Here is a 263-nt window from a genome sequence, read left to right on the forward strand (position 1 = left end):
ATCCGGCGGAACGCTGCGGATTGAGCACCTCCACCAAATACTCGAACGGCACGTCCTGGTTCGCATAAGCCGCCAGGCTCGTCTCCCGAACCCGCCCCAGCAGCTCCGTAAAACTCGGATCCCCGGAAGTGTCCGTCCGCAGCACGAACGTATTCACAAAGAACCCGATCAGGTCATCCAGGGCTTCGTCCGTCCGCCCCGCCAGACCGCTGCCCAGCGGTACGTCCGTTCCCGCGCCCAGACGGGTCAGCAACGCCGCCATC

The 263-nt window shown here is 64.6% G+C and carries 1 protein-coding gene; it reads right to left on the reverse strand.

Annotation, left to right across the window (positions count from 1 at the left end):
• The coding region (locus ADL29_RS12855) for a condensation domain-containing protein (RefSeq protein ID WP_157878483.1) at positions 1-263 on the reverse strand (263 nt) is incomplete at both ends.

The sequence above is a fragment of the Streptomyces chattanoogensis genome, assembly GCF_001294335.1.
Taxonomy (GTDB): domain Bacteria; phylum Actinomycetota; class Actinomycetes; order Streptomycetales; family Streptomycetaceae; genus Streptomyces; species Streptomyces chattanoogensis.